The following is an 18954-nucleotide window of genomic DNA, read 5'->3' on the forward strand; positions in this document are numbered from 1 at the left end:
CGCCGGGGCGCAGGGTGCGCGCCCCGGTTAAGTCATTTGGCTTAGTTGATGCCGTGCTGAGCGACGTCGACCTTGGAATAGATCTCGTCCCAGTACAGTTTCTCGACCGCTTCGGCACCGTCGGCGTCACCTAAAAGGTCTACCCACTTGGTCAGAAGCGCGCTGAAGTCGTTCAGCATCTCTTCGCCACGGGTGACACCGTAGGTTTCCGCGAAATAGTCGATGGTGTTCTGGCGGTCTTCCTCGATGAACGCCTTGGTGGCCTCGATCACTTCGGGTGCGGCGTCGTGGATTTCCACGCCGTTCTCGCGGGCGGCGGATTCGACGGTTTCAGCGCCTTCCTGATAGGCGACCGAGGTGCTGGCGGCGGCGAAGGCCATTGCCTTGAGGAACTCGGTGCGCTGTTCGGGCGAAAGCTCGTTCCAGCTGTCGCGGTTCACGTTGGAAACCGAGGCGAAATAGGCACCGCCCGGTGCGCCCTTGGTGATATGGGTGACCGAGCCGCCCATGCCGAAGTTATAGATGTCGGGCGTCGACAGGATGATGCAGTCGAGCACGCCCTGATTCAGCGCTTCGAGCATTTCATTGCCCGACATGGTGATCGGCGCGGCGCCGATGGCCTCGGACCAGCGGGCCCAGTTCGCGCCGCCGATGCGCAGTCGCGCGCCTTGCAGGTCTTCCATCGTGACGATGGGCTTGGTGCAGTTCAGCACATAGGGGGTGGTGCCCGCACCGCCGGTGAAGACCTGGTTCTCGGCTGCGAATTCCTCGTTGCATTCCGGGCACTTGGTCATGATGAATTCGACGACCGCGGCGGCAAAAGCGGGGGCTTGTACCTCGGTGGCGCCGGGAATGGTTTCGAGGATCATCGAGGATTCGACGATCAGGTTGGTATGGGGAAACTCTGCCGGGAAATAGGGCGTCATCACGGTGCCCACGTCGGCCAGACCTTCGCGCAGCCCGCCGGGGGTTTCCGCCATGGAAAGCAGGGTGAGGGGGTAGACCTTGAGGGTCATGTCGCCGCCGGTTGCCTCGTTGAACCGTTCGGCGGCGGCTTCGGCGCCCTTGACGAGCGAGGAGACCGGCGGGTGGCCAATGGCGAAGCTGAGTTCGCGGGCTTCGGCTGCGCCGGTCAGCGCTAGCGCGGCCGTGGCGGCGGTTGCAAGTTTCTGATATTTATTCATTTCTTCCTCCCAGTTGAAAAATTTGGCGCTAGCGCGCCCAGTATCCGTAAGTGTCGTTTCGGTAGCCGAGGTAGCGGTAGGTGGCGTCGACAAGGCTTTGGCCACGCGGGTTCAGCAGCAGCCCGCCGCCAAGTTTGTTCATCGAATAGCCAAAGCCGAGACGGCACTCGGGGTCGGCGAAGCCGAGCGAGCCGCCCATGCCCACGTGGCCAAAGGCTTTAAGGCCCATGATCAGGCTTTCGGGGCCTTCCGGAGTCGGGCGACGGCCCATGTTCAGCATGAAACCGGGGCCAAAGCGCGACGGCGCGATGAAAGTCGCGTCACGATGGGTTGCCGCGCTGGCCTGCGAAAAGCTGGCGATATAGTCGGGGTCGAGCCCCAGCGCAGCGCCCCCCGTGGCAAGGGTCGAAAAGAGCTTCGACAGCCCGCGCGCGTTGGTTACGCCATTGGCCGCCGGGATTTCCGCAGCGCGTCCTTCGCGGCTGTTCACGCCCTTTATCGCCCAGTCTCCGCTATTGAAAACAAAGAGATTTGGCACGGTGTCGCGGGTTTTGGCGGCTTTCAGAAAGGGCGTATCCTGTGCTTCTTTGCTTGGGCGATGGGGGATCACCGGCGCGACGCGATCCTCGTCCTTTTCCGGCAGGCCGATGGAAAAATCGAGCCCGAGCGGGGTGGCGATTTCGTCGTGAAAGAACTGGCCGAGCGACTTGCCCGAGACGCGGCGCACGACCTCGCCCACCAGAAAGCCGAAGGTCACGGCGTGGTAGGAAACTTGCGTGCCCGGGGTCCAGAACGGCTCTTCTTGCTGCAGATGTTCGACCATGTAGGACCAGTCGGTCAGGCAATCGGGCTTGAGTGGGGTACGCAGGGCGGGCTGTCCGGCACTGTGGTCCAGCAACATGTGCAGCGTCGTGCTTTCCTTGCCGTTCTGCGCGTATTCCGGCCAATAGGTGGCGACGGGCGCGTCCAGATCGACCTCTCCGCGCGCCGCGAGAAGATGCAGGCACAGCGCGGTCGCGGGCTTGGTGCAGGAAAAGATCACGTGGATCGTGTCCTTTTGCCATGCACCGCCATCGGGGCTGGTCTGACCTCCCCAGAGATCGAGAACAGGCTCACCGTCGAGGTGAATGCAGAGCGACGCGCCGAGTTCGCCGCGTGATCTAAAATTCTCGGCAAATGCCTCGGCCACGGGGCGCAGGTCGTCCCGGCAGATGCCGGACACACCGGGTTCGGAAACCTCTTGCAGGTCTGACGTCTTGGACATGATGGACATACTGACCTCCCCTTCAGTTGACCGGATTCGATGTTAAGTCGAATAATTAAAACAAATGACCTAATCTATTGACTTATGTCAAGTGTTGGAGTCATGTTTAGCCCCGAGATCGCGGCTTTGGCCGGAAAGGGATCGGGAAATACGAGGTCGGGGAGGGCCGTTGAAATCATGGCAGTGGCAGAGAAAAAACCTTTGGGCGACACTTGGGAAGCGCAGCTTGCCGAGGCCGTGAAGCTGGCCAACGTGCCGACTTTGCTGATGGTTCTGGTGCAGCTCACCGGCGATCTGAACTGGATGGAAGCCCCGTATACGCCCAAGCGCGGGCGCGGGCTGGACGATAATGACAGCGGCGGTCTGCCCGAGGAGATTCAGGACGAGATTCGCGCCGCGGCCTTTGGCGAGATTCGCAAATGGCACGAGAATGGGCAGGTTGAACTACCCGAACCCTCGGGCGATCTGGCGGCAACCATGCTGAGCCGGGCGATGGGCGAACAGGTGACACCTGCCTATGGGCAGATCGTGGCGGCGGAACTGGCCGACAAGTCGTTCAAACGGACGCCCGTGGACGCGCCCGAAGGCTTCAACGTGCTGATCATCGGCGGCGGCATGTCCGGCATCTGCGCGGCGATCCGGCTGAAATCGGCGGGCATCCCGTTTGAAATGATCGAGATGGCGCAGGATTTCGGCGGCACGTGGCGCGAGAACCGCTATCCCGGCGCGGGGGTGGATACGCCGAACCATCTCTATTCCTATTCCTTCGCGCAATATGACTGGTCGCATTATTTTGCGCTGCGCGACGAGTTGTTCGACTACTTCCGGACGGTCGCGCGGGATAACGGGCTGTACGATTACGTACGGTTCGGCACCAAGGTGGACCGCGCCGAGTTCGACGAAGACGCTGGCGAGTGGGTCGTGGAAACCTCGGGGCCGAACGGCCGCGAGACTCGCCGCGTGAGCGCGATATTCTCGGCGGTCGGCGTGCTGAGCATCCCGAAAGTGCCGCCGATTCCGGGGCTTGAAAGTTTCCCCGGTCCGGCCTGCCACACGGCGGAATGGCCCGAGGACCTTGATCTGACCGGCAAGCGCGTGGCCATCGTTGGCAACGGCGCAAGCGCCATGCAGGTGGTCCCGGCGATTGCGGACAAGGTCAGCGAGATGGTGATTTTCGCGCGCTCGAAACAATGGGCCGCGCCGTTTCCGCAGTTTCGAAAACCCGTGCCCGAGCCGATCCGGTGGTTGCTGCGCGAGGTGCCGCTTTACCAGAAATGGTATCGGCAGCGGCTGGCCTGGACGTTCAACGACCGTATCCACAGCTCGCTTCAGGTCGATCCCGAATGGGAGGAACCGGCGCGGGCGATCAACCGGACCAATGACCGGCACCGGCAGGCGTTCATCGATTATATGAAAGAGGAGCTGGGCGACCGGCAGGACCTGCTGCCCGATGTGCTGCCGGATTACCCGCCCTTCGGCAAGCGGATGCTGCTGGACAATGGCTGGTACCGCACGGTGGCCCGCGATCACGTGACGCTGGTGCCGGAACACCTGAAAGAAGTGCGTGGCAACAGGCTGGTCGCCGCCGATGGCCGCGAATTCGAAGCCGATGTGCTGATCCTTGGTACCGGGTTTCAGGCAACGGAACTGCTCGCCTCGCTCGATGTGTTCGGGCGCGATGGACAGCGGTTGTGTGATGTCTGGGACGGCGACAATGCGCGCGCCTATCTTGGCTCGACCGTGCCGGGGTTCCCGAACCTGTTCACCCTTTTGGGTCCCAACACGGGTCTGGGGCATGGCGGCAGCGTCATCACCCCGGTGGAATCGCAGATCCACTATATCGTGCGGCTACTGGAACAGGTGTTCGAGAAAGGCGCCCATCTGGTGGAGCCGAAACCCGAGGTCTACGAGAGTTACAACGAACGTGTCGATGCCGCCCATGCCGCGATGGTCTGGACCCACAAGGGCATGGAAAACTGGTATCGCAATTCGCGGGGCCGGGTCGTCGCGCTGACGCCCTGGCGGCACGATGACTTCTGGCGCATGACCCGCGACGCCGATCTTGAGGATTATATTCTCGACGCCTGAATAGCAGGCGTGCGTAAATGAAACACTGGCATTTTCTGGGGAGGAAAAGATGCTGACCGTTGAAGACAGCCCTATTGCACCCGAAACCACCGACCCCCGTGTCCCGCCGCGCAATGGCGTGGTGACACGGTACCTGATTGACCGCTGGGCCGAGGAACGCCCTGACAAGGTTTTTGTCAAATTCGACGACAATGGCGAGGAATGGGATTATTCCTCCTTGCGCGAAAAGATCGTGCAGACGGCGCTTGGCCTGCAAAACCTTGGCGTGGCGCAAGGCGATCACGTGTTGGTCTGGATGCCCAACTGCCGCGAGCAGATCCGTATCTTTTTCGCGCTGAATTATCTGGGTGCGGTCTATGTGCCGATCAATACCGCCTATAAGGGCAAGCTGCTGGAGCACGTGATCGACGTGTCCGACGCCAAACTGGCCGTGGTGGAATCGAGCCTTGTGGAGCGGCTGGAGGGCATCGACCTTGCCGCGCTGGACCAGATCCTTGTGACCGGGGGCACCGTCGACAAGGCGCCCCTGCCTCACAAGCATTATGACGAGGTGCTGGAGCCGGAAAGCGGCTCACTGAAGCCGCTGGCGCGGACCATCGAGCCCTGGGATCCGATGGCGATCATCTTTACCTCGGGGACAACGGGGCCGTCCAAGGGCGTGCTGACCTCTTACCTGCACCTGTTTTCCAATGCGGGTCCGGAAAGCTGGCCCTTTGTCACCGAAGACGACCGCTATATGATCAACGCGCCGATGTTCCATATCGGCGGCATGGGTCCGATGTTCTGCCTGCTTGCGCGGGGGGCATCGATTGCCGTGGTCGACCGGTTCGACACGGCAACCTACTGGCAATCCGTGCGAAATACCGGCGCGACCGTCGCCTTCCTGCTGGGCGTGATGGCGAGTTTTCTCGAGAAACAACCGGCCAGCGAAGACGATACCGACAATCCGCTGCGCACGGTGCTGATGGTGCCGCTGGCCTCGAATGCCGAGGGCTTTGCGAAACGTTTCGGTGTCGATGTCTACACGATCTTCAACATGACCGAGGTGTCCACTCCCATCGTCTCCGAGCCCAACCCGACGGTGCGCGGGTCTTGCGGCAAGGCGCGGCCCGGTGTCGAGGTCCGGCTGGTCGATGAGAACGATTGCGAAGTGCCGGTAGGCGTGATGGGAGAGATGATCATCCGCACCGACCGGCCATGGGCGATGAACAGCGGCTATCACAAGATGCCCGAGGCCACGGCCAAGGCGTGGCGAAATGGCTGGTTCCACTCGGGCGACGCCTTTATCCGCGACGAGGAGGGCAATTACTTCTTCACCGACCGGATGAAGGATTCGATCCGCCGACGGGGCGAGAATATCTCGTCCTTCGAGGTAGAATCCGAAGTTCTGGCGCATCCGGATGTCTTCGAGGCGGCCGCCGTGGCAGTCGACAGCGAACATAGCGAGGATGACGTGCTGATCTGCGTTGCCCCGGTGGCCGACAAGGAAATCGACCCCGGCGCGCTGATCGATTTCCTCAAGGACCGGATGGCCTATTTCATGGTGCCCCGCTACGTGCGGGTGATGGAGAGCCTGCCGAAGACGCCGAGCGCCAAGGTTCTGAAACACGAGCTGCGCAGCGAAGGCGTGACCCCGGACACCTGGGACCGCGAGGCCGAGGGCCGCTCGATCAAGGGCGAGCGATTCCGCACGCCCGCCTGATTTCGAACGATATAACCGGTGGCCTGCCTTGCAGGCCCCGGCGGATACACTGCGGCGCGGAGGAGGCGTGCGCAGCGCATTGGATTTACCAGGAGGAGGAAGACATGTCGGAACTCAACAAGGGCATGGTGGTGCTGACATCGACGGAACGGGTGCGTTTTGGCGAACGCGCGGCCCAGTCGCTCAAGGCCGAAGCCGAGATGATGGACAATAAGCGCGTATTCCTGATCGCCAGCGATTCACTGGTAAAGAATACCGATGAAATCGCCCAGATCGAAGCCGCGCTGGGGGACCGTCACGCCGGCACGTTCAGCGGCGTGCAGCCCCATGTGCCCCGGACCGACGTGATGGCGGCAACCGAACAGGCGCGCGACGCCGGGGCCGACCTGATCGTGTCGGTCGGCGGCGGATCGGTCACCGACTGCGCCAAGATCGTGCCGGTCATGCTGAAACACGACATCCGCAATGCCGACGACATGGAGGCCTATCATATCACGGTGGATGACGCCGGGGCGATGGTTCTGCCGCAGTTTGAGGCGCAGGATATCCGCACGATCTGTGTGCCGACGACGCTTTCGGGTGGCGAGTTCAACCCGCTTTCCGGCTCTACGGATCCGGTCAGCAAGCACAAGCAGGGCTATCAGGAGCGCATGATGGCGCCGGTTTCCCTGGTCCTCGACCCGGCGATGACCGTGCATACGCCCGAATGGCTGTGGCTCTCGACCGGTGTGCGCGCGCTGGATCACGCGATCGAAACCCTTCAATCCTTGCACTCCAACGATTTTAGCGACGGGCAGGCGATGAGCGCGTTGAAACTGCTGATCGAGGGCCTGCCCCGCGTCAAGGCCGACCCGGGCGATCTCGACGCCCGGATGAAATGCCAGATGGGCGTGTGGCAATCCATGCTGCCGATCATCGCCGGTGTGCCGATGGGCGCCAGCCACGCGATCGGTCACGTGCTCGGCGGGCTCTGCGACGTGCCGCATGGCTACACGTCCTGCGTGATGTCGCCCTTTGTGCTGCGCTGGAACGAGAACGTGAATGACCACCGGCAGGCCGCCATCCGCGACGCCTTCGGTCAGCCGAACACCCCGGCCTCGGAACTGGTGGATGAGTTCATCGCCGACCTTGGCATGCCGCGCTCGCTGTCGGCGGTGGATGTCACCGAAGACCGCTTCCAGCAGGTCGCGGAATACACGATGGATGACATCTGGGGCAAGACGAACCCCCGCCCGATTTCCGAACCCGCCGACGTGATGCAGATTCTGGAGTTGGCGAAGTAAACTTCGCCAATTCTATTCTACTCGTCATCCGCCTTCGGCTGCTTCCTCGGATTGCCTCCGGCGGGGATATTTTAAGACCCAAAGAAGCAGGCGAATCCTCAATTTCTTTGGGTTTCAAATATCCCGGGGTGAATTGGCCGTCAGGCCAAGAGGGGCTGGCCCCTTTTTCAGACGTTGCCCTATATGGATTGAGTTCTATTCGGCATCGGGGCCGACTGATACGAGATAGGCCCAGACATTGGCCGCGTCTTCTTCTTTTCTCAGTTTGAAGGTCATCTTGCTGCGGGCGGAACTGTCGCCGGTGTGCTCCTTGAGGTAGGCGGTCGGGTCCATGACGTAATCGGTGAAATGGGCCTCGTCCCAGACGATGCCGGTTTCGCCGAGGGCGACCATACCTTCGGAGTAGTTGTAGTCGTTAACACTGCCGGGCGTGCGGTTCAGGATGCCGTAGAGGTTCGGGCCGACCTTGCCGCCCTTTACAATGGCATCGCCGCTGTCGGAGACGATGGTGTGACAGGACCGGCATTTGTTGAATTCCCGCTCGCCCTTAGTCGCATCGCCCGAGGCGTGGCTGTCGGCGAGGCCCGGGGTTGCGAGGCTCAGGGCGAGGGTGGCGAGGATGGCGGTCGGTTTCATGCGTGGCTCCTTGCTGTAGCGTTTGACTTATGACTAAAGCATCCGGTGCAGAGGAAAAAATGTATTGATGTCGCACCTTGGGGATGTGTCATTCTTGTCTCGCGCGGCGGGGGAGGATAAGGGGCGGGCCTTGATGCGGCGCCCGTAGCGCGCTGGTTCCTGCCGGAGGTGTGGATATGAGCGGATTCAGTGATATCCCGGCCTGGGTCGATGGGGCGCTTGTGCCGGTGGACAAGATCGACGTGCATCGCCGCGGGCTGCGGCATCCGGCGGTTTCCGTTTTCGTCATCCGGGGGCGGGAGGTGCTGATACAGCGTCGTGCGCTTGGCAAGTACCATACGCCGGGTCTTTGGGCTAATACCTGCTGCACCCATCCGCACTGGGGAGAAGACCCGATGGACTGCGCTCATCGTCGTCTGGGGCAGGAGTTGGGGATTCACGGTCTGGAGCCATCGGCGCGCGGGCAGATCGAGTATCGCGCGGATGTGGGCAATGGCCTTACCGAGCATGAGCTGGTCGATCTTTTCGTGGCCGAGGCTCCGGCGGAGCTGGATGTAAGCCCCAACCCGGAAGAGGTCGACCGGGTGCGCTGGATCGACCACGAAGCCCTGATCGGGGAGATTGCGGCGCGGCCGCTGGATTTCACCCCGTGGATGCGGATCTATATGGCGGATCATGCCGGGGCGATTTTCGGCCCCGGCGATTGATCTGAGGTTTTAGAGCAGGCTGAGTGCGCGCAGTCTTTCCTGATCGATGAAGGCGAGCTGCGCGCGGTCGGGGCTTAACGGCACGAAGGTCGCCGTTAGGCCTGAGGGACGCATATCGCAGATGGCGAAACCGGTACCTTCGATGATGCGCATGTCTTTTCGCTCGAGCAGGTCCACGGTGGAGTGATTTCCGTTCGAGACCACGACCGGGATGCCGTGCCAGTGGATCACCTGGTTGATGTGGATATGGCCGCTCAGGATTCCGACGACCTTGTAACCCTCGACGGCATTGGCAAGGAATTCCGTGCTGTCGGTGTCGATGCTGCCCCATGGCAGGCCCTCGGGGTCGATGCGGGGCGGGTGGTGCAGGATCAGCAGTTTTGGCAGGTCGGGTTCCTGCGCGAGCTTTCCGGTCAGGAATGAACGTTGTTCCGCGTCGATGGCGCCCGCGACCTTGCCCGGCACGCCGGTGTCCAGAGTGATGACATGCAGGCCGGCGAGGATCTGGTCATGAAAATACGGCCGGTCCGAGGGGCCGTCCCGGAACACGGCGTTGAAGCCTTCGCGCTTGTCGTGATTGCCCAGCGCCAGCACCACGGGCACCGGCAGGTCGGCGAGAAGTTCCTTGACCAGTTCATAACTCAGCTCGTCGCCGTGATTGGTGAGATCGCCGCTGGCCACCACGAAATCGGGGGCAGGGTCCATCGCAGAGATGACCTCGACCAGCCGGGTCAGGGTGGCGGGCGTGTCGGAGTGGAGGTTGGGATCCTTGAGATCGGGATGCGAGACATGCAGGTCGGTGAGGTGGAGGAAACGGGTCATATCAGGCTCCGGCGGCGGTTAGCAGGGATTTCGTATAGTTATGGGCGGGCGCGTTCAGGATCTGGGTCGCGGCGCCGTATTCGAGGGTCTTGCCATGTTGCATCACGAGAAGTTGGTCGCAGATGCTGGCGACCACGGCAAGGTCATGGCTGATGAAGAGCATGGCAAGCCCCAGTTCTTCCTGAAGGTCCATCAGCAGGTTGAGGATCTGGGCCTGCACCGAGACATCGAGCGCCGAGACGGCCTCGTCCGCGACGATGAGGTCGGGGCGGGTGACGATGGCGCGGGCGATGGCGATGCGCTGGCGCTGGCCGCCGGAAAACTCGTGCGGGTACTTGTCGGCATCGGCGGCGCGCAGGCCAACCTGCTCCAGCGCCTCGGCGGTCTTGTGAGCGGGCGCTTCGGATTGGGTGACGCGGAGGGGTTCGGCGATGGACCAGCCGATCTTGCGGCGCGGGTCGAGCGAGCCAAACGGGTCCTGAAAGATCATCTGGAATCGCTGGCGCATGCGGCGCAGATCGGATGCGCCAAGGGCGTGAATGTCGGTGCCGTCGAAGCGGATTTCGCCGCTGTCGGGGGCTTCGAAGGCCATGACCATCCGGGCGAGCGTGGATTTGCCCGAGCCGCTTTCGCCGACGATGCCGAGGGTTTCGCCCCGGTTCAGGGTGAATGACGCGCTGTCAACGGCGGTCAGCATCTCTGGCGCGCGCAGCAAGTGTTCGCGGGGCATGCGGTAGTGGCGAGAGACCGATTTTACCTCGACAAGGGTGGTCATGCGCTCACCTCCTGCGACAGGACATGGCAGATGGCGCTGCGGTCGGGGCCGGGTTTCGTGAGGGCGGGGCGCTCACTGGCGCAACGGGGCAGTTCCACGGGGCAACGACCGGCAAAGCGGCAGCCTTTGGGGAGATCGGCCATGCCCGGCACGGTGCCGGGGATGGTGGGCAGGCGGGCGCGTTTGCCATTGGCGTCGCGGGGGAGCGCTGTGGCGCTGGGCCGTGCGCCAAGCAACCCGCGTGTGTAGGGGTGCGCGGGGGCGTCGAGAACCGCTCGGGTCGGGCCGCGTTCGACGATATCGCCGCCATACATCACGGCGATGTCGCTGGTGGCGCGGGCGACGGCGGCCAGATCATGGCTGATGAAAAGCAGCGCCATGTTGCGTTCAGCCGAGAGGCGCACCAGCAGGTCGGTGATGCGCAGGGCTACGTTGGCGTCAAGCGCTGTAGTGGGTTCGTCGGCGATGAGCAGGTCGGGGTCGCAGGCGAGCGCGAGAGCGATCAGCACCCTTTGGCGCTGGCCGCCGGAGAGTTCATGGGGGAACTGGCGCAGGCGGGCCGCAGGGTCGGGGATGCCGACCTCGGCAAAGAGATCCAGCGCGCGGGTGCGGGCGGCCTGTTTCGAGAGGCCGAGGTGGAGGCGCAGCGGGTCCATCACCGTATCGCCCACGCGCGAGAGGGGGTTGAGCGCCGCCATCGGTTCCTGAAAGATCATCGCGACGCGGCGGGCGCGCAGGGCTTGCCAGTCCCGCTCGGTCGCGTCTGCCATATCGCGCCCGTCGATGGTGAGCGTGCCCGAAAGCGTGGCGGCCTCGGGCGCCATGCCCATCAGACAGAGGGCGAGCATGGATTTGCCCGAGCCGCTTTCGCCGACGATACCGAGACGTTCACCGGGGCGGATGGTCAGGCTTGCTTCGCGCAGGGCGGTGGCGGGGCCGAAATGGACGGAGAGGTTGGTGAGATCGAACATCTAGCGCTCCCGTACCAGTCGAGGGTCCGTCACGTCGCGCAGCCCGTCGCCCAGCAGGCCAAAGCCCAGAACGGCGGTGACGATGCAGAGGCCGGGATATATCGCCAGTTGCGGCGCGAGGTACATCAGGGTCTGTGCCTCGGAGAGCATCCGGCCCCATGAGGGCGCGGGGGGCTGCGCGCCAAGGCCAAGGTAGGAAAGCGCAGCCTCGGCCAGAATGGCGACGGCGAATTCGATGGTGGCCTGCACGATGATCGGCGCGGCGATATTGGGCAGGATGTGATCGCGCGAGATGGCGGCGCGGGTCAGACCGGCGGCCTGCGCGGCGGTCACGTATTCGCGGGTCCATATCTGGTTGGCCGAGGCGCGGGCGACGCGGGCGAAGACGGGGATGTTGATGAAAGAGATCGCAAGTATCGCGTTGGTGAGCGAGGGGCCGAAAACGGCGGCGAGCATGATCGCGAAAAGCAACGCCGGGAAGGCGAAACCGATATCGGCGATGCGCATCACCAGATCCTCGACCCAGCCGCCGATAGCGGAGGCGAGCAGGCCGAGGGCGGTGCCGATGGAGCCGCCGATCAGCACGGCGGCGAGGGCCACGGCCATGGAATTCCGCGCTGCCGCCATGAGTTGCGAGACCACGTCGCGGCCAAGCTGGTCGGTGCCAAGCCAGTGGACCTCGGAGGGCGGGCCGAATTTACCGCGGATGTTCATTTCGGTGTAGTCATGCGGTGTCCAGATCAGCGACAGGGCGGCGGCCCCGATCACTAACAGGACAAGCGCCGCGCCGATCAGCAGGTTGACGGGCAGCCGTTTCATGCGCGGGCCTTCAGGCGGGGGTCGATCACCACGTAGAGCAGGTCGACGATGAAATTCGCGGTGACAACGATGGCGGCAAAGAGCATCACCAGCGCCTGTACGGTGGGGAGGTCGCGGTTGGCGATGGACTGGAAGATCAGCCGCCCGAGGCCGGGAAGGTAGAACACGTTCTCGATCACGATGGTGCCGGTCACGAGGGCGGCGAATTGCATGCCTACGATGGTGACGATGGGCACCAGCGCGTTGGGCAGCACGTGACGCCAGAGAACGCGCTGACGGGAAAAGCCGGTGGCGCGGGCGGTGCGGATGAAATCCTGCCGCATCACCTCGAGCGCGGAAGAGCGTGTTACGCGGGCCAGCACCGAGGATTGCACGAGACCGAGCGCCACGGTGGGCAGGATCAGCGCGCGCATGGCCGCGACCGGGTCGCTCCAGCCGGGGAAACCGCCGGGGGGCAGCCAGCGGAGTTTGACGGCAAAGAGCAGCACGAGCAGCATCGAGAGCCAGAAGGCGGGGACGGCGATGCCGAGTTGGCTGAGGAACATCACGCCCCAGTCCCCGGCCTTGCGGTGATTGGCGGCGGCACCGATGCCCATGATCAGGGCAAGGATGACGGTGAAGATCATGCCCGCAACGGCGAGCGAGAGTGTCATCGGCAGACGCTCGGCGATGAGTTCCGACACGGGAACGCGGAAGGAGTGGCTGATGCCGAAATCTCCGGTCAGCGCATTGCCTATCCAGCTGAAATAGCGGCTGAGCAGCGGGTCGTTGAGGCCAAGCTGTTCGCGCAGCGCGGCAAGCGCATCTTCTGTCGCGTCGAGGCCGAGAATGGTCAGGGCCGGATCGCCGGGGAGGATGTTCATCACGGCGAACACGACAATGGACACTGCAAGCAGCGTCAGCACGAAGCCGAGCGTCCGGCGGAACAGGAAATAGGCCATATGTCTTCTATCTTGCCTGCCTAGGGGCAGGGGGCCGGGCGCGCGATGCGTCCGGCCCGATCCGTGATCAGTTGACGGTCACACCTGCCAGCGGCTGGAACAGAACCGGCGCGGATTTCCAGAACCCGTCCACATTGGTGCGGATCACGCTGAGGCGCGGCAGCTGGAACAGGAAGCCGTGTACGGCCTGATCGGCGAGGTATTCCTGCCCCTGTTTCAGCAGCGCGTTGCGCTTGTCGGTATCGGCCTCGGTCTGGATGTCGTCCCAGAGCTTGGTGAACTCCGGATCGTCATAGCCGTAGAAATAGTCAGGCCCCTTGGCAAAATTGCCCATGTCGTTGGGGCTGGTATGGGCGATGATGGTCATGTCGTAGTTCTTTTTCTTGTAGACCTCGTCGATCCAGAAGCCCCATTCGACATTTTCCACCTTGGCGTTGATGCCGGCATCGGCCAGCTCGGCCTGAATGATCTCGGCAGAGCGGGTGGCATAGGGGAAGGGGGGCACGCGGATGGTCATCTCGGTGCCTTCGACACCGGCCTCAGTGAACATCGCCTTGGCTTTTTCGGCGTCATGCGGATAGAGGCCGGTTAGGTCCTCGTAGGCCGGGCCATGCGGCGGGTAGAAGCTGCCGATGGGCACGGCCTGACCGTACATCGCGCCGTCGATGATTTCGTCACGGTTGATCGCGGTGGAAATGGCGCGGCGCACCTCGATATTGTCGAAGGGCGGTTTGGAGTTGTTCATCGCGAGGATGACTTCGCCCTCGGTGCTGCCGATTTCCACGTTGAAACGCGGGTCGGCTTCGAACTGGGGCATCATCTCGGGCGCGGGGAAACCGGGGAAGGCGTCGATCTCTTCGGCCATCATCGCGGCGCTGGCGGCAGCAGCATCCGAGATGAAGCGGAATTCGACGCGGTCAAGCTGAACGCTGTCGGCATCGTGCCAGTCTTCGTTCTTGGTCAGAGTGAGGCGGTCGCCACGGGTCCAGCTGTCGAATTTGAAGGGGCCGGTGCCGACGGGTGTCGCGTTGTTCAGATCGACCGATTCCTCGGCGATAATCGAAGCGTCGCCCTGCGCGAGGTTGAAGAGAAAGAAGGCGTCCTTGTTCTTCAGCGTGATGACGACGGTATTGGCATCGGGGGCCTCGACCGTATCGATGGGCTTGAAAATGCTCTTGGAAGGGTTGGTGCTGTCCTCGGCCATCGCGCGGTTGAAGGCAAAGATCACGTCAGCCGAATCGAAATCGGTGCCGTCGTGGTATTTGACGCCTTTGCGAAGTTTGAACGTGTAGGTCAGCCCGTCTTCGGAGATGTCCCAGCTTTCAGCCAGCGCCGGCTCCACTTCGCCGCTTTCGGTCACGGTTGTCAGCGATTCGTAAACATTCGCGGCCAGCATCCCGTCAATCGAGGCGGTGGCGTCGGCGGTGGGGTCGAGCGATGTCGGTTCCTGCTGGAGACCGATGACCAGATCGGTGGCAAGCGCGGGCGCGGCGCAAAGCGTGCTGCCCAGCAGGACCGACAGGGTGACGCGGGATAGGGTGGTGGAAAGCAGTGACATGGAAACTCCTTGGGTCTTTCGGGCATCGAGGATGCACCGGCCGCAGATGGTTCGACATCGAAAGAGTGCCCGAGCCCGCGCGACGGGGTCAACGCTTATATGCGTCACATGACATGCGGGTGACGAAAGAGGCACCGATTGATGAAAGCGTTTCCCTTTGATGGTTCCATGAGTTTACGCGAGGTCAACCATTTGTCACCCGACGTAATGAGCAGATTCCTGAATCTTAGATATCTGCTATAGGTTGTACTAGGCTGGGCGAACTCCTAACCCAATATCAGCATCAAAAACAAGTCGCCAAGAACAAGCCCGGCCTGCGGGTGAAAGGAGAACAAGCGTGACAATAGATCAGACAATGGATGGGACCGGCGCCGAAGTACAGGACGGTAACCGCCTTTCCCGGGAGGTGGGCAGGGCCGCAAGACACTTTACGCGCACGCTTCAGATACGTCTTTCGCAATATGGCGTGAGCATCGGACAGTGGTCGTTCCTGCGTGTGCTCTGGGTGGAGGATGGGCTGTCTCAGCGCGAGTTGAGCAAGCGCGTGGGCTTGACGGAACCCACGACACACAGCGCACTTCAAAAGCTGGAAGAGCGCGGTTTGATCACGCGACGAACGATGACGGGAAACAACCGTAGATTGCATTCATTCCTGACGGAAGAAGGCAAGGCACTGAAGCCCGTGCTCGAGCCACTCACGCTGGAAGTCGATGAGGTCGCCGTGCGCGGGCTTGAGCCTGCACAACAGGTCGCTCTTCAGGAGGCGCTGGAAGCAGTGATCGAGAATCTGAAGGCCGATGAAGCCGCTGCTGCCGAGCGTGGCCTTCGCGTGCCGCCGACGCGCGAGCGCGATTGAAAAGAAAATGGCTGGCGGGAAAACCCGCCAGCCATCGTCCAGTCCAGGGAAAATTCGAAAATGGGCGTTTCGCGTCGGTGTTGACCGGGCGGCGCGGAACGCATTGCTAGTGAAGGGGTGGTAAAGGCCCTATCAGGCCGTTGCGTAATGCTTGATGAGCAGCGGCGGGCGCTCGGAGGCGCTGCGGATCAGGGCGGCAACGTGTAGTACCACGGCCATGCCCAGTGCGGTCGCGCTGCCGGTCAGGGAATACATGCCTAGCGCCATCAGGAAACCCGCGCCTGAAAACAGGGTGATCGCAGCAGCGATGGTTCCGGTAAGTCCGCCGAGAAGCATCAGTCCGAGAGCCATAACATGTACCTTTCACTAAGTTCCGTTCACTGGAGACCATAAGAGCGTTGAAGTTTGACGGAAATAAGGCGGATTTCGGGAGATTGTGGCGCGCTTGAACCCAATTTGGAATCTGTCAATGACCTTGAAAACAAGGGCAAAAAACCGCCGATAGCCCGTGAATGTGTCGAAAAGTGACTGTAAATGCCACAAATTGGGGCGACTCGGGCAGCGGTAAGCGGGCTGGGGGTGTTGCCTGCGCGGCACGAAACTCTTGCCGAAGAAACGGCACAGGTGCATCAAGGTCCTGTTTACTGTAATAAAGTCGAAACACCGCCGGTCCGTGGGGCTGGCGGGAACAGGAAAATGGACAGAGAAGCTGCTATGACGCGTGTTTTCAAAATTGTGACTGTCTTTCTTGCTGCGCAGTTCATGGCGCTCGCCGCGATGGCGCAGGATGGATACAGCATCAAGCCGGGCGACGTCGTCCGTGTCGAAGTTCTCGAGGATTCCTCGCTTAACCGTGAATCGCTGGTTTTGCCCGATGGCCGTATCACCGTGCCGCTGGCCGGGACCGTGGCGGTCGGCGGGCGTACGGTGGACCAGGTTCGTTCTGACGTGACCCAGCGCCTGTCGAGCAATTTCGCAAGCGACCCGACTGTGACCGTTTCGCTGGTTCAGTTGGGTGAGGCCCCCAAGTCGACCGGCACCTATTCCAGCGACATCGAAGTCTACTTTATGGGCGAAATCAACACGCCCGGCCTGGCCAGGGTCGAGAAGGGCACGACGCTGCTTCAGGCGCTTGCCATCGCTGGCGGCTTCTCGCGCTTTGCGGCCACCAAGCGGGTTCAGTTGCGCCGGACCGACAGTTCGGGCGTGCAGAAGGTTTATGCCTTCAACTACGACGATGTTCTCGCGGGCCGGACAAGCATTGGCGGAACAGTTCTTGCCAAGGGCGATGTGATCGTCGTACCAGCACGAAAACTATTCGAATAACCGTTTGCAAAAATCGGGGCGGAGCAGGTTGAAAATCAGGGCGCTGATAGGCGGGACGGCAATGGCGTCCCTTGTCATTTATGCGACACAGCCCGGCTGGGCGCAGGATGACAGCAATGCGGGCTTTCACGCCACGCTGGGTGTCACCCAGGGCTTCACCTATGGCGACAACCTCGGACTGGGCATTCCGGGAAACCCGAATGACCCCGAGGAAGGCACGAGTTCGCTTTCCACCACCGGGCTGCGCCTTGATATGTCCAGCATCACCCGGACGCAGACTTTCAACTTCTCGCTCGGCGGGTCCGGGCGTTATGGCAGCCCGGCCTCGGGCACCACGCTTAGCACCGGTTTTGTCGACCCCTTCATGACAGTTCTTTATTCGCGTGAAGGTGCCAATGCGCGGTTCAACTTTTCGGCGGCGATACGGGAAACGGACGTGTCCGATGTCATCGGCGCCGAGTTCGACGACGATGGCGTGCTTATCCCGCCGACGGACCTTGGCGATCTGACCGGGACCGGCACGCGGCGCACCTATACGGCAAGGGTCGGGTTCGAAACCGGGCTCTACTCGCCGTTTGGGCTGCGGTTTCAGGCTGACAGTTTCAAGGTTGAGTATAGCGATACAACCTCGAACTCGCTGAACGATTTCGAGCGTACCTCTGCCCAGATGACGGCGCTGTTCCGGATTGACCCGATCAACACGGCCGTCGCGGACTTCCGCTATTCGCTTTACAATGATGATACCGGCAGCCCGGATGAAGAGACGCGCACCGTCGAATTCGGGTTCGACCGTGATCTGGTTTCCGGCGGTTCGATTGCGGCGCGGCTTGGTTACACCGACACCGACGACGGGCTTCCAAACACGAATGACAACGGCGGCACGACGGGGCGTTTGGTTTATAACGGCAAACTACCCAACGGCGGCTACAGCGTCGGCTATAGCATCCGGCGCACGAACGATAACGAGATCGACACGCTGCGTATATCCCGCAATCTGGATCTGCCGCTTGGGTCGATCAGCGGCAACATTGGCCTCACCAGTCTTGGCGGCGCTTCGCCCGAGGTCGTGGGCGGGCTGAATTACAACCGGGACACGCAGAAAGGTTCTTATTCGCTGCAGGTCAATCGTGCGGTCACCTCGGATTCGGATGATGAGGACCGGTTCAGCACGCAGCTTTCGGCGCGCTATCGTCATGACCTGACGCCCTATTCGAGCCTTGTCGCCAATATCCTTTACTACCAGCTTGATGGCACGGCCAGTTCCAACGAGGTCAGCCGCTCGAGCCTTGAGCTTGGCTATCAGCATTCGCTGACTGAAGACTGGTTCCTGTCGACCGGCGTGAACCTGCGGATGCGCGAGGAAGAGAATGTCGGCCAAGGAGAGTCGCAGGAGATATTCCTGCGGCTGTCGCGCAGTTTCGACCTGTTCTAATCCAGACAGCCCTATGCGGGTCGGCTCAGACCGCGGAGAATTCCACCCAGATCCACACCATCGCGAGATAGGTCAGGTGATGCAGCGCCTGGTCGAAGCCGCTGGCGCGCCAGTAGCCCGCTTCGTTCGGGCCATAGCCCTTCATCTCGGAATAGCGGGCCTTGCCCCAGTCGATGTTGAAATGCACGATCCATTCAAGCACGGCCATGACGGCGATAAAAGCGGGCGAAGCTCCGACGATGAAAAAGGCGATGACCGAACCAAAGGCATGGACGGCCGCATGTTCGGCGCGTCCGAGGTGGAAATATTCGCCCCTGCCGGACAGCATGCGCGGGGTCTGCAGGAAGTAATCCGCAAACATGTGCTTGATCTGCAAAAGGCTCAGCAGGATCAGGACCGAACTTACGGTTGCTGGCAAGGCGAACTCCGTTACTGCACGTTCAAGGTCAGCTTAGGCGGATCGTGGCGGTACCGCAATCGCTGGTCTTGCAAGCAGGACAAGGGTTTGCGGGTTTGGAGCGTGCCTGCCGCCTTGCTACTCGACGCCGTGGTGGTAATCATGCCGGAACGCATCCTGCGGCATCTGAATG

The 18954-nt window shown here is 62.0% G+C and carries 18 protein-coding genes; 7 read left to right on the forward strand and 11 right to left on the reverse strand.

Annotation, left to right across the window (positions count from 1 at the left end):
• Positions 1–41: 41 nt before the first annotated feature.
• Complete coding sequence (locus ACU0FH_RS05630) at positions 42–1184, reverse strand: C4-dicarboxylate TRAP transporter substrate-binding protein (protein WP_446193737.1); 1143 nt, start codon at positions 1182–1184, stop codon at positions 42–44.
• Between the two features lie 28 nt (positions 1185–1212).
• The gene (locus tag ACU0FH_RS05635; RefSeq protein ID WP_446193738.1) at positions 1213–2457 is read right to left on the reverse strand and encodes a serine hydrolase domain-containing protein; all 1245 of its coding nucleotides are present in this window, start codon (positions 2455–2457) and stop codon (positions 1213–1215) included.
• Positions 2458–2625: 168 nt separating this feature from the next.
• On the opposite strand from ACU0FH_RS05635, the gene ACU0FH_RS05640 reads away from it, so the two are divergent.
• From ACU0FH_RS05640 to ACU0FH_RS05650, 3 genes are all read left to right on the forward strand, one after another.
• Positions 2626–4536: a flavin-containing monooxygenase gene (locus ACU0FH_RS05640; RefSeq protein ID WP_446193739.1), complete on the forward strand. Its 1911-nt coding sequence runs from the start codon at positions 2626–2628 to the stop codon at positions 4534–4536.
• Positions 4537–4585: 49 nt separating this feature from the next.
• Positions 4586–6238, forward strand: coding sequence for an AMP-binding protein (locus tag ACU0FH_RS05645; RefSeq protein ID WP_446193740.1), 1653 nt, complete (start codon positions 4586–4588; stop codon positions 6236–6238).
• Between the two features lie 104 nt (positions 6239–6342).
• Complete coding sequence (locus tag ACU0FH_RS05650; protein WP_446193741.1) at positions 6343–7521, forward strand: iron-containing alcohol dehydrogenase; 1179 nt, start codon at positions 6343–6345, stop codon at positions 7519–7521.
• A gap of 195 nt (positions 7522–7716) precedes the next feature.
• On the opposite strand, the gene ACU0FH_RS05655 is transcribed toward ACU0FH_RS05650, so the two are convergent.
• Entirely contained in the window at positions 7717–8157 is a 441-nt protein-coding gene (locus ACU0FH_RS05655) for a c-type cytochrome (protein WP_446193742.1), read from the reverse strand.
• A 176-nt stretch (positions 8158–8333) separates the two neighbouring features.
• Between ACU0FH_RS05655 and idi the strand changes: the two genes are divergently transcribed.
• On the forward strand, positions 8334–8864 hold the full coding sequence (gene idi / locus ACU0FH_RS05660; protein ID WP_446193743.1) for an isopentenyl-diphosphate Delta-isomerase: 531 nt from the start codon (positions 8334–8336) through the stop codon (positions 8862–8864).
• 9 nt (positions 8865–8873) lie between these two features.
• On the opposite strand, the gene ACU0FH_RS05665 is transcribed toward idi, so the two are convergent.
• From ACU0FH_RS05665 to ACU0FH_RS05690, 6 genes are all read right to left on the reverse strand, one after another.
• Complete coding sequence (locus ACU0FH_RS05665; protein ID WP_446193744.1) at positions 8874–9686, reverse strand: metallophosphoesterase family protein; 813 nt, start codon at positions 9684–9686, stop codon at positions 8874–8876.
• 1 nt (position 9687) lies between these two features.
• Positions 9688–10461: an ATP-binding cassette domain-containing protein gene (locus ACU0FH_RS05670; RefSeq protein ID WP_446193745.1), complete on the reverse strand. Its 774-nt coding sequence runs from the start codon at positions 10459–10461 to the stop codon at positions 9688–9690.
• Positions 10458–11432 (reverse strand): ABC transporter ATP-binding protein, encoded by a 975-nt coding sequence (locus tag ACU0FH_RS05675; RefSeq protein WP_446193746.1) that lies wholly within the window; start codon positions 11430–11432, stop codon positions 10458–10460. The genes ACU0FH_RS05670 and ACU0FH_RS05675 overlap by 4 nt, the downstream gene beginning before the upstream one ends.
• Complete coding sequence (locus tag ACU0FH_RS05680) at positions 11433–12251, reverse strand: ABC transporter permease (protein ID WP_446193747.1); 819 nt, start codon at positions 12249–12251, stop codon at positions 11433–11435.
• A complete protein-coding gene (locus ACU0FH_RS05685) occupies positions 12248–13192 on the reverse strand; it encodes an ABC transporter permease (RefSeq protein ID WP_446193748.1) in 945 nt (314 codons plus the stop codon). Before ACU0FH_RS05685 ends, ACU0FH_RS05680 begins: the two co-directional genes overlap by 4 nt.
• A 67-nt stretch (positions 13193–13259) precedes the next feature.
• The gene (locus tag ACU0FH_RS05690; RefSeq protein WP_446193749.1) at positions 13260–14750 is read right to left on the reverse strand and encodes an ABC transporter substrate-binding protein; all 1491 of its coding nucleotides are present in this window, start codon (positions 14748–14750) and stop codon (positions 13260–13262) included.
• A gap of 337 nt (positions 14751–15087) precedes the next feature.
• Between ACU0FH_RS05690 and ACU0FH_RS05695 the strand changes: the two genes are divergently transcribed.
• Positions 15088–15606: a MarR family winged helix-turn-helix transcriptional regulator gene (locus ACU0FH_RS05695; RefSeq protein ID WP_446193750.1), complete on the forward strand. Its 519-nt coding sequence runs from the start codon at positions 15088–15090 to the stop codon at positions 15604–15606.
• A 132-nt stretch (positions 15607–15738) separates the two neighbouring features.
• On the opposite strand, the gene ACU0FH_RS05700 is transcribed toward ACU0FH_RS05695, so the two are convergent.
• Positions 15739–15957, reverse strand: coding sequence for a hypothetical protein (locus ACU0FH_RS05700; RefSeq protein ID WP_446193751.1), 219 nt, complete (start codon positions 15955–15957; stop codon positions 15739–15741).
• Between the two features lie 363 nt (positions 15958–16320).
• On the opposite strand from ACU0FH_RS05700, the gene ACU0FH_RS05705 reads away from it, so the two are divergent.
• Together ACU0FH_RS05705 and ACU0FH_RS05710 are read left to right on the forward strand one after the other, a co-directional pair.
• On the forward strand, positions 16321–16932 hold the full coding sequence (locus ACU0FH_RS05705) for a polysaccharide biosynthesis/export family protein (RefSeq protein WP_238372523.1): 612 nt from the start codon (positions 16321–16323) through the stop codon (positions 16930–16932).
• Between the two features lie 61 nt (positions 16933–16993).
• Complete coding sequence (locus tag ACU0FH_RS05710; protein WP_446193752.1) at positions 16994–18364, forward strand: hypothetical protein; 1371 nt, start codon at positions 16994–16996, stop codon at positions 18362–18364.
• A 25-nt stretch (positions 18365–18389) separates the two neighbouring features.
• Here ACU0FH_RS05710 and ACU0FH_RS05715 read toward each other — a convergent pair whose 3' ends face one another.
• On the reverse strand, positions 18390–18782 hold the full coding sequence (locus ACU0FH_RS05715) for a DUF3307 domain-containing protein (RefSeq protein ID WP_088632173.1): 393 nt from the start codon (positions 18780–18782) through the stop codon (positions 18390–18392).
• Between the last annotated feature and the right edge of the window lie 172 nt (positions 18783–18954).

The organism is Heliomarina sp., assembly GCF_052826185.1.

What these genes read in the sequence shown, in the direction of transcription:
- ACU0FH_RS05630 (WP_446193737.1), bottom strand. Translation starts at nt 1,184, where the DNA reads ATGAATAAATATCAGAAACTTGCAACCGCCGCCACGGCCGCGCTAGCG.
- ACU0FH_RS05635 (WP_446193738.1), bottom strand. Translation starts at nt 2,457, where the DNA reads ATGTCCATCATGTCCAAGACGTCAGACCTGCAAGAGGTTTCCGAACCC.
- ACU0FH_RS05640 (WP_446193739.1), top strand. Translation starts at nt 2,626, where the DNA reads ATGGCAGTGGCAGAGAAAAAACCTTTGGGCGACACTTGGGAAGCGCAG.
- ACU0FH_RS05645 (WP_446193740.1), top strand. Translation starts at nt 4,586, where the DNA reads ATGCTGACCGTTGAAGACAGCCCTATTGCACCCGAAACCACCGACCCC.
- ACU0FH_RS05650 (WP_446193741.1), top strand. Translation starts at nt 6,343, where the DNA reads ATGTCGGAACTCAACAAGGGCATGGTGGTGCTGACATCGACGGAACGG.
- ACU0FH_RS05655 (WP_446193742.1), bottom strand. Translation starts at nt 8,157, where the DNA reads ATGAAACCGACCGCCATCCTCGCCACCCTCGCCCTGAGCCTCGCAACC.
- idi (WP_446193743.1), top strand. Translation starts at nt 8,334, where the DNA reads ATGAGCGGATTCAGTGATATCCCGGCCTGGGTCGATGGGGCGCTTGTG.
- ACU0FH_RS05665 (WP_446193744.1), bottom strand. Translation starts at nt 9,686, where the DNA reads ATGACCCGTTTCCTCCACCTCACCGACCTGCATGTCTCGCATCCCGAT.
- ACU0FH_RS05670 (WP_446193745.1), bottom strand. Translation starts at nt 10,461, where the DNA reads ATGACCACCCTTGTCGAGGTAAAATCGGTCTCTCGCCACTACCGCATG.
- ACU0FH_RS05675 (WP_446193746.1), bottom strand. Translation starts at nt 11,432, where the DNA reads ATGTTCGATCTCACCAACCTCTCCGTCCATTTCGGCCCCGCCACCGCC.
- ACU0FH_RS05680 (WP_446193747.1), bottom strand. Translation starts at nt 12,251, where the DNA reads ATGAAACGGCTGCCCGTCAACCTGCTGATCGGCGCGGCGCTTGTCCTG.
- ACU0FH_RS05685 (WP_446193748.1), bottom strand. Translation starts at nt 13,192, where the DNA reads ATGGCCTATTTCCTGTTCCGCCGGACGCTCGGCTTCGTGCTGACGCTG.
- ACU0FH_RS05690 (WP_446193749.1), bottom strand. Translation starts at nt 14,750, where the DNA reads ATGTCACTGCTTTCCACCACCCTATCCCGCGTCACCCTGTCGGTCCTG.
- ACU0FH_RS05700 (WP_446193751.1), bottom strand. Translation starts at nt 15,957, where the DNA reads ATGGCTCTCGGACTGATGCTTCTCGGCGGACTTACCGGAACCATCGCT.
- ACU0FH_RS05705 (WP_238372523.1), top strand. Translation starts at nt 16,321, where the DNA reads ATGACGCGTGTTTTCAAAATTGTGACTGTCTTTCTTGCTGCGCAGTTC.
- ACU0FH_RS05710 (WP_446193752.1), top strand. Translation starts at nt 16,994, where the DNA reads ATGGCGTCCCTTGTCATTTATGCGACACAGCCCGGCTGGGCGCAGGAT.